General features: G+C 67.5%; 10 protein-coding genes. 6 read left to right on the plus strand and 4 right to left on the minus strand.

The window, feature by feature from the left end; genetic code table 11:
* Positions 1-198, plus strand: a 198-nt coding sequence (locus N5E02_RS18850; protein WP_279946604.1) for a TonB family protein, incomplete at its 5' end; no start/stop codon positions are given.
* Between the two features lie 82 nt (positions 199-280).
* Here N5E02_RS18850 and N5E02_RS18855 read toward each other — a convergent pair.
* Complete coding sequence (locus N5E02_RS18855; RefSeq protein WP_095378230.1) at positions 281-535, minus strand: hypothetical protein; 255 nt, start codon at positions 533-535, stop codon at positions 281-283.
* 78 nt (positions 536-613) lie between these two features.
* Between N5E02_RS18855 and N5E02_RS18860 the strand changes: the two genes are divergently transcribed.
* Together N5E02_RS18860 and N5E02_RS18865 are read left to right on the plus strand one after the other, a co-directional pair.
* Complete coding sequence (locus N5E02_RS18860; RefSeq protein ID WP_139727974.1) at positions 614-1,399, plus strand: helix-turn-helix transcriptional regulator; 786 nt, start codon at positions 614-616, stop codon at positions 1,397-1,399.
* A gap of 67 nt (positions 1,400-1,466) precedes the next feature.
* Positions 1,467-1,895, plus strand: coding sequence for a hypothetical protein (locus N5E02_RS18865; protein ID WP_005420206.1), 429 nt, complete (start codon positions 1,467-1,469; stop codon positions 1,893-1,895).
* Between the two features lie 72 nt (positions 1,896-1,967).
* Here N5E02_RS18865 and N5E02_RS18870 read toward each other — a convergent pair whose 3' ends face one another.
* From N5E02_RS18870 to N5E02_RS18880, 3 genes are read right to left on the minus strand one after another with little or no spacing between them, the layout of a single operon-like run.
* The gene (locus N5E02_RS18870) at positions 1,968-3,152 is read right to left on the minus strand and encodes an ABC transporter permease (RefSeq protein ID WP_053496786.1); all 1,185 of its coding nucleotides are present in this window, start codon (positions 3,150-3,152) and stop codon (positions 1,968-1,970) included.
* Positions 3,149-3,895: an ATP-binding cassette domain-containing protein gene (locus tag N5E02_RS18875; RefSeq protein WP_065177866.1), complete on the minus strand. Its 747-nt coding sequence runs from the start codon at positions 3,893-3,895 to the stop codon at positions 3,149-3,151. The genes N5E02_RS18870 and N5E02_RS18875 overlap by 4 nt, the downstream gene beginning before the upstream one ends.
* Positions 3,892-5,418, minus strand: coding sequence for an alpha/beta hydrolase (locus tag N5E02_RS18880; protein WP_171956215.1), 1,527 nt, complete (start codon positions 5,416-5,418; stop codon positions 3,892-3,894). The genes N5E02_RS18875 and N5E02_RS18880 overlap by 4 nt, the downstream gene beginning before the upstream one ends.
* Positions 5,419-5,714: 296 nt before the next feature.
* Here N5E02_RS18880 and N5E02_RS18885 point away from each other — a divergent pair, with 296 nt between their 5' ends.
* The 3 genes from N5E02_RS18885 to N5E02_RS18895 all read left to right on the plus strand — a co-directional run bounded on the left by N5E02_RS18885 (position 5,715) and on the right by N5E02_RS18895 (position 8,945).
* Positions 5,715-6,200, plus strand: coding sequence for a DUF1203 domain-containing protein (locus N5E02_RS18885; RefSeq protein ID WP_005420217.1), 486 nt, complete (start codon positions 5,715-5,717; stop codon positions 6,198-6,200).
* A gap of 233 nt (positions 6,201-6,433) precedes the next feature.
* Positions 6,434-7,603, plus strand: coding sequence for a lytic polysaccharide monooxygenase (locus N5E02_RS18890; RefSeq protein ID WP_279946605.1), 1,170 nt, complete (start codon positions 6,434-6,436; stop codon positions 7,601-7,603).
* 175 nt (positions 7,604-7,778) lie between these two features.
* Entirely contained in the window at positions 7,779-8,945 is a 1,167-nt protein-coding gene (locus N5E02_RS18895) for a lytic polysaccharide monooxygenase (RefSeq protein WP_065177863.1), read from the plus strand.
* The last annotated feature ends 5 nt before the right edge of the window (positions 8,946-8,950 follow it).

Genomic DNA, 8,950 nt, shown 5'->3' on the forward strand with positions numbered 1-8,950 from the left:
GGCACCTCCGGCGAAGTGCTGGTGGAAATCACCGTCGGCACCGACGGTTCGGTGACCAACGCCCGTGTGCTGCGCGCAACGCCATCGCGCGTCTTCGATCGCGAGGCCATGAACGCGGTCAAGCGTTGGCGCTTCGAGCCGGTCAGCGCACCGGTCACCACCCGCCGCACCCTGGTGTTCGCCCCGGGCGGCAGCTGACCGCGAAAAGGGGACGGAGGGGATTAAGTCGTTTCCGACCCGCAATGACGACACGGCCCGGCATGTCCGGGCCGTGTTCGTTTCAGGCGAGGCTGTCGATCAGGCGCTGCAGTTCCGGATCGCGCGCGTCCAGCACCTGGAACAGGCCCAGCGCATGCAGGCCCGGCAGCAGCGCACGCAGGTCGGCTTCGGCGGTGGCGCGGGTGGCGTCATCGCCGGCGGGGTCCTGCCAGTCACGGACGCTGGCGAGGAAGGCGCCGACGCTGCCCTTGCGCACGGTGAGGCCGTTCATCTGCACCTCGTTCTGATGGTCGGGAAGGATGTCCTGCGGCTGCATGGGTGATGCTCCTGTGGGATCGGGAGTCCAGTGTGCCGCCCAGCCATTGGCACTTCTGCCGTATAACTGCCATTGGATATGGCAGATCAGACATCACCCACGTTGATTGACCCCGCTTTGGCGAACGCCGAAGGCGGTCCACTCGTCCTGGCCTCGCAGCTGCGGGTGCCCGGACGGCGCCGCACCGCGCGCCACCAGCACGTGCGCGGCCAAGTGCTGGGTGCCCACCACGGCCTGCTGCGGATCGAGGCCGGCGATCTGCACTGGTTGCTGCCGGCGGGGCATGTTGCCTGGATACCGCCCTTGCTGCCTCACGCCCTGGTAGGGGCAGAGGCATTCGATGGCTGGAGCCTGTACTTCAACGCAGAAGCCTGTCTGGAGCTGCCCGCCGTGCCGCGCATTCTCCAGCCGAACGTGCTGTTGCAGGCGGCGATGATGCGCGCACTGAGTTGGCCACATCAGGCGCTGGACGCCGCGCAGGCACGCCTGGCCGGCGTGATCACCGATGAGATCGCCGCCAGCACGCCTTTGCCGCTTGCCTTGCCACAACCGCAGGATCGACGGTTGCGGCGGATCGCGGCGGCGCTGGCACGGTCGCCGGACGACCTTCGCAGCGTCGAAGCGTGGGCCGCCGCCAACGGACTGTCGGGCCGCAGCCTCGCCCGCCGGTGGCGGGCCGAAACAGGCATGACCCTGGGCCATTGGCGGCAGCGCCTGCGCGTGCTGCTGTCGCTGCCACGCCTGCTGGCGGGCGAGCCGGTGATCAGCGTTGCGCTGTCGATGGGCTACGACACCCCGAGCGCGTTCATCACCGTGTTCAAGCGCGAGATGGGGGTGACGCCTGCGCGGTATACCAGCGGCTGACGCATTCGACGCTCCCGCTGTCTACCCTCGCGACCTAAGCTATTTTCTAGAATCAGGAGGAGAACAGATGAAGTACGACGACGCCAGCTGGCATTCCGGGGGTGACTTCCCTTCGGATCTTCCGGCTGAGGCCGGCGCCACTCACATCGGCATGTACCTGGCATGGCTGCTGCTACAGGGCATGGCAAGCGAAGAGCTCGCCGAGGACGCAGAAGAAGACCTGCAGGCGCTGCGGGAACGTAGAACGACGCCGGGCCTGTTCCTGCTTCAATGCAGCGACGGCAAATTCGTCGATGACCTGGTCAGTGATGAAGCCAACACGTTCACTGCTTCGTACTACGACCTCGAGAATGGCCAGTATCTCGAAGACTATGAGGAACAGTTGGGGGCCGAGGTCCTTTCGCTGTACCACGTCGCCGATACCTGGGAAAACTTCGACCGACTGGCACCGGTGATCGCCCAGCGCTTCGCCGCTTGGCAGGCAACGCGAACCTGAGAACAACGAGGCCCGGAATGACCGGGCCTCGTTCCCCATCCGCCAGGCATGGCCTGGCGCTACCAGCTGCAGTCAGCCAGAGATGGCCAGGCGCTCGTTGTGATAGCGGCGCACGGCGGCGAACCACAGCACGGCGGCGAGGCCGAGGCTGGCGCCGAGATAGATCGCCCAGACCGCCGGGGTGATGATCTCGTGGCGGATCACCTTCAGCAGCATCTGGTTCTGCGACAGGAACGGCACGGCGTACTGCCACAGCTCGCTCTTCAACGGATAGGCTACCAGTGCATAGCCAGGCAGCATCGGCAGCAGCATCAGCCAGGTCATGTGGCTTTGCGCTTCCTTCATGCTCTTGGCTGCGGCCGACAGGAAGGTCAGCAGCGAGGTACCGATCAGCAGCATCGGCAACATCACCAGCAGCATCTGCAGCATCGAGCCGACGTTCATGTTGAACTGGCGGCCAATGTTGCCGGGTGCGATCTGCGCGCTCACCTTGAACGCGACTAGGGTCAGCAGCAGCGACACGAAACCGACCACGCAGGCGGCGGCGATCTTGCCACTGACGATCGCGCTGCGCGAGCCCGGCGTGGCCAGCAGGGGTTCCAGCGACTGCCGCTCGCGCTCGCCGGCGGTGGCGTCCATCACCAGGTATGCACCACCGATGAACGAGGTCAGCGTCAGCAATACCGGCAGCAGCATCGACAGGATCATGCCGCGCTTGGCCTCGGCACTGGCCAGGTCCTGGCGCGCCACGTCCAGCGGGCGTGCCACCTGTGCGTCGATGCCACGCGCCATCAGGCGCAGTGCACCGACCTGGCCGTTGTAGGTGGCCAGCGCCGCCTCCAGGCGCGCACTGGGTACTTCAGCCGCGCGACGCGTGCTGTCCTTGATCACCTCCACCAGCGCCGGCTTGCCCTCGGCCCAGTCCTTGCCGAAATCATCGCTGATGCGCAGCGCCACATCGATGTCCTGGGTGCGGATGGCCTCGGCCAGGTCCTTCGGTGCCGGTGCGGCATTAAGGCCCTGTGCGGCGAGGAAGCGCACCAGGTTCGGCGCGTTTTCGGCGCCGATGGTCGGGATCTGCAACGGCTCTTCGATCTGGGTGCGTACCCGGCTCTCGGCCAGCTTGCCCATGCCCAGCAGCAGCACCGGGTACAGCAGCGGCCCGAACAGCAGGGTCAGCAGCAGCGTGCGGCGGTCACGCGACAGGTCGCGCAGTTCCTTGCGCATCACCGTCATCAGGGTCGACATCATGCTCATGCGTGCAGGCCCTCTTCGCTGCCGATCAGTTTCACGAACGCGTCCTCAAGATTGGCTTCGCCGGCCTGCGCACGCAGCTCGTCGGCGCTGCCGGCAGCCATCACCGTGCCCTTGGCGATGATCACGATGTGGTCACACAACGCGCCCACCTCCTGCATGATGTGGCTGGACAGGATCACGCAGCGCCCCTCTTCGCGCAGGCCCAGCAGGAAGCGGCGCAGCGCGCGCGTGGTCATCACATCCAGGCCGTTGGTCGGTTCGTCGAGGATGACGTTGCGCGGGTCGTGCACCAGCGCGCGGGCAATCGCGGTCTTGGTGCGCTGGCCCTGCGAGAAACCATCGGTCTGCCGGTCGAGGATGTCCCCCATGTCCAGCGCGTGCGACAGCACCTCGATGCGTTCGCGGATGCGCTCGGCCGACAGGCCATGCAGTTCGCCGAAGTAGGCGATGTTCTCGCGCGCGGTCAGGCGCTTGTAGACGCCACGCGCATCGGGCAGCACGCCAAGGTGGCGACGTACCTCCACCGGATTGCGCGCCGCATCGATGCCGTCGACAGTGATGCTGCCCTGGTCGGGCGTCATCAGTGTGTACAGCATGCGCATGGTGGTGGTCTTGCCGGCACCGTTGGGGCCGAGCAGGCCGGTGATCAGCCCATCCCCGGCGCGGAAGCCGACGTTGGCGACCGCCTGGATGCGGCCCGTGCGGGTATCGAAGGCCTTGTGCAGGTTGTCGGCGACGATCATGGTTCCCATCCGTTGAACGAGGTGAACGCCGGCACGTAGCTCAGCGTATCCAGGCAGCCGGCATCCAGCGCCTTGGCATCGGTCTTGTCGATGAACTGGCCGAGCAGCCGCGGCATGCAGCCGGCGGTCAACGTGCCATGGCCCTGGCCACGGGCGACCAGCGCACGGCCGTTGGGCAGGCCCTTGAGCACCTGTGCGGCGTAACGCGGCGGCGTCACCGGGTCCAGCTCACCAGACAGCAGCAGTGCCGGCACGTCGCTGCGCAGCGGCACGGCATCGGTTGCCGGCGCCGGACGGTGCGGCCACACCGGGCAGGCCGCGAAGAACGCACTGGCCACTTCGTTGCCGAACAGCCGCTCGGGATCCTCGGCCGGCGCGTGGTAGCGCGGCGCATCCTCGCTGCAGATCACCGACCACTGCATGCCGCGGTTGATCTGGAAATCCATGCTGCGGTTCGCGCCGCGCGCCAGCGATGCCAACGGGGCATAGCGCCCGTGTGCGGCTTCATCCAGCACCAGTGGCAGCAGCGAGGAATACTGCGGCACGTAGGAGAAGGCGAAGGCAAGGCCGACCACGCTGTCCGGGGTCAGGACATCCTGCCGGGGTGCGTTGGTACCCGGGTCGCGATACTCGACCGAGACCGGTGCACGGCGCAGGGTGTCGACCACGCTGCGCAGCTGCGCGCGGGTATCGGTCGGGAAACGCTTGCTGCACGCGGCATCCTTGCGGCACTGCGCCGACTGCAGGGCGATCGCATCCTCGAAGGTGGTCGCGAAGTCGCCACCGACCACCAGCTCGTTCGGTACCACGCCATCGATGACGATGCTGCGGGTGTGCTGCGGGTAGGCCCCGGCATAGCGCTGGGCCACGCGGGTACCGTAGGAGCCGCCAACCAGGTTGAGCTGGTCCACACCGAGCGCCGCACGCACCGCATCCAGATCGGCGATCGCCTCGGTGGTGGTGTAGAAGCGCGCATCGGCACGCCCCTGCAGCGATGCGGCACAGCGCTGGGCGTAGTCGCGCAGCGAGGCCTCGGAAGGCGCGGCATCCTCGTCCACCTGCAGCGGCTTGCCGTCCGCGCCCAGGCAGCTGAGCGGGTTGGAGCCGCCGGTGCCGCGCTGGTCGATCAGGAACACGTCGCGCTGCTTGCGCACCTGGCGCAGTGCAGTATCGACGATGACCGCCACCTCGCTGGCCGCTTGGCCGGGGCCGCCGGCCAGGAAGAACACCGGGTCGGGCTGGCTGGCGCCGCTGCTGCCCGATTCCAGCCAGGCGACACGCAGGCCGATCCGGCGACCGTCAGGCTGGGCCCGGTCCTCCGGCACCTGCAGGGTGGCGCACTGCGCCTCCACGTTGGCGCTGGCACCTTCGGTGGACAGTGTGCAGGGCTGGAAGTCGATCGTGCCGAAGCGGCGGCTGGGTGCATCGCTGGCGCTTCCGGCGTCGGCCGGCGGCGGCTGGCTGCACCCGGCAAGCATCAGGCTGGCCAGCATCCCGGCCAGCGCGAGGTGGTGTCTTTGCATCGTGCTCGTTTCCCCTGGAGGACGTTCCTGTCGACCACGACGGGCTGCCGCGGAAGATGTGACCCAACTTACACGGGCAGCGCGCCGACGGCGATGGGCAATGACGAATCCGCAGCCAACGGCGCGCAGACCAGGCGGTCCCGCCTCTCGGCCTTGGCCGGCACAGGGCGGCATCGGCGGCGGCCCGCAGCGCCCCGTGGGCCAGTGCACCGGCCCGGCGGCGATGCGGGGTCTGAAAACGGCGAGCACGGCCGCCGGCGCACGCGCAGAATCCGCCGCAGACCCAGGAGACGCTCATGCACACGTGGTACCTCGGTGGCATCGACCATCGCCCCTTCCTGCACCTGTTCGAGATGAGTGACAGCGCGCTCGCCGCGCTCGGCATCCAGCGTCGCTGGGCCGGCGCCAATGGCGGCCATCCCTGCCGGATCAGCCTGAGCGATCCCGCGCCTGGCAGCGAGCTGCTCCTGCTGTCCCACGTCCACCTGCCGCTGCATTCACCGTATCGCGCCGCCGGCCCGATCTTCGTGCAGCGCGGCGTGACCCGTTGCGTCCTGCCGCCAGGCGAGGTGCCCCCGTATGTGCAGCGCCGGATGATATCGATGCGTGCCTATGACCACGCCGCGCTGATGTGCGGTGCCCAGGTCTGTGCGGGCACCGAGGTGGCCGACCACCTGGATGCACTGTTTGCCGACCCGTCGGTGGCGTTCGTCCAGCTGCACAACGCGGCGCATGGCTGTTTCTCGTGCCAGGCAGATCGGGTGGGTACCGTGACTGCGTAGCGTGATCCCCATGACGTGATCGATGCCACGCCGGTCACGTGACGTCCAGCGCATCCGTTCAGCCCTGCGTGAAGCCTGCGGGAAGGGCTTCACATGCGCAGTCACGGATCGACACTGCGATGGTTCCGTCGCCTGCATCGCGACTCGATACTCGCCGTGGTGCCGCCGGAAGTCCACTGCGCAGCGCAGCGCCTGCGGTCACCGTTCCCTTTCGACGACCACAAGGATGCGCCATGTCATTCCGATCCACACCGCTGCTGCTGGCTACCTCGTTCGTGGCTGCGGGCCTGTCCCTGGCCGGCAACGCGTTCGCCCACGGCACCATGACCACGCCGGTCAGCCGCGTCTACGCCTGTTTCCAGGGCAACCCCGAGAACCCGACCAACCCGGCCTGTGCCGCCGCCAAGGCCATCGGCGGTTCGCAGGCGTTCTACGACTGGAACGGCATCAACCAGGCCAATGCCAACGGCAACCACCAGGCCGTGGTGCCCGACGGCAAGCTGTGCAGCGGCAACAACCCGACCTTCCGCGGCCTGGACGTGAACCGCAGTGACTGGCAGACCACGCCGATCCAGCCCGATGCCAATGGCAGGTTCACCTTCGTGTTCAAGGCGACCGCGCCGCACGCCACCCGTGACTGGCGCTTCTTCGTCACCCGCGAAGGCTGGCAGCCGGGCAGACCGCTGCGCTGGGCCGACCTGCAGGAGTTCTGCACCCTGGGCAATACACCGCTGTCGGCCGATGGCACCTACAAGCTGCAATGCACGTTGCCGCAGCGCACCGGCCAGCATGTGATCTACAACACTTGGCAGCGCTCGGATTCGACCGAGGCGTTCTATACCTGCATGGATGTGCGTTTCCAGGGCGGCGGCGGAACGGCACCGGCAACGCAGTGGCAGGATGCCGGCCCGGTCACCGCGCGCGGCGAGCTGCCGGTCGGCACCACGTTGGCGCTGCGCGTGTTCAATGCCAACGGCAATGATGTCGAACGCGTGGAAGCCACGCTGGCCAGCGGCCAGACTGCCGCCGCACAGTGGCCGCTGGTGCTGGCACGCACGGTCAATGCCAGTGCGCAGCACGCACGCGTGGGCGTGCTCAGCAACGGCGTGATCACGCCGGCGGCCTCGGCCACCGACAACCGTGTGTACCTGAAGGACGGCAACCGCTTCCAGCTCGACACCCGGGTGCCCGACGCGGGCACGCCGTCGCCGGGCGGTGATTTCGACCACGTGTACCCCGCAGGCATTGGCAGTTACGTCCCCGGCCAGACCGTGGTAAAGGGCACCGACGGCAAGCTGTACGCCTGCCGCCCGTTCCCGGAAGGGGCGTGGTGCAACGTCAATGCCGAGGCATATCGCCCCGGTGTGGGCAGTGCATGGCGCGATGCTTGGGTGCCCTACTGACCCGTTGTAGAAGGCGGTGCGCATCGCGCCGCCTTCTGCCTGGGCCGCAGTGTTTTGAGCAGGGCGCTGCAGATCAGGCACGACAGCCATCAAATTCAAACTTGTCCGATGTTGACGGCGCGTCTGCATGTGAAGACTCCATGAGGTTTCCCACACCTCGCAAAGGAGTCTCTGCATGCACCTGTCCCACCGGGCAGTCCTCGCACTGTCCGTCGTTGCCGGCCTCGCCCTGTCCGGCAGCGCCTTCGCCCACGGCACCATGACCAAGCCGCTCAGCCGCGTGAAGCAGTGCCACGAGGGCAATCCGGAAAACCCGACCAACCCGGCCTGCGCCGCCGCCAAGGCCATTGGCGGCGCGCAGCCGTTCTACGACTGGAGCGCGATTGCGCACGGCAATGCCAATGGCAACCATCGTGAACTGGTGCGCGACGGCGAGCTGTGCAGTGCCAGCATTCCCAAGTACCGCGGGCTCGACCTGAACCGCACGGACTGGCCGACCACGCCGATCCGCGCCGACGCGCGTGGCCGCTACACCTTCGAATTCTATGCCCCGGCCCCGCATGCCACCCGCGAGTGGAAGTTCTATGTCACCCGTGAGGGCTGGCAGCCGGGCAGCCCGCTGCGCTGGGCCGACCTGCAGGAGTTCTGCACCCTGGGCAACGTGCCGGTGGATGGCAAGACCTACAAGCTGGATTGCCCGCTGCCCAAGCGCAGTGGCCAGCACATCATCTACAACACCTGGCAGCGTTCGGATTCGGGTGAAGCGTTCTACACCTGCATGGACGTGCGATTCGAAGGCGGCAATGGCGTGATTCCGCCGCCGCAGTGGCAGGATGCCGGCCCGGTCACCGCCCGCGGTGCGCTGGAGGCAGGCACCACGCTGACCCTGCGCGTGTTCAATGCCAACGGCAACGATCTGGAGCGCCCGGAAATCACCCTGGCTGCTGGCCAGACCGCTCCGGCACAGTGGCCGATGGCGCTGGCCCGCAAGGTCAACGGCAGTGCCCAGCACGCCCGCGTCGGCGTGATGAAGAACGGCGTGATCACGCCGGTGGCGTCCGCCACCGAGAACCGCGTCTACCTGAAGCCAGGCAACCGCTTTGAACTGGAAACCCAGATTCCGGGCCCGGTTGATCCGGTCGATCCGCCGGGTGGCGATTTCGACTTCGTGTATCCGGCCGGCCTCGGCAGCTACAAGCCTGGCGAGACCGTGGTGAAGGGCACCGACGGCAAGCTGTACGCCTGCCGTCCGTTCCCGGAAGGTGCGTGGTGCAACATCAACGCCGATGCCTATCGCCCGGGCACCGGCTTTGCCTGGCGTGATGCCTGGATCGCGTACTGAGGCCG

It is taken from the genome of Stenotrophomonas sp. GD03777 (assembly GCF_029842485.1).
Taxonomy (GTDB): Bacteria; Pseudomonadota; Gammaproteobacteria; order Xanthomonadales; family Xanthomonadaceae; genus Stenotrophomonas; species Stenotrophomonas sepilia.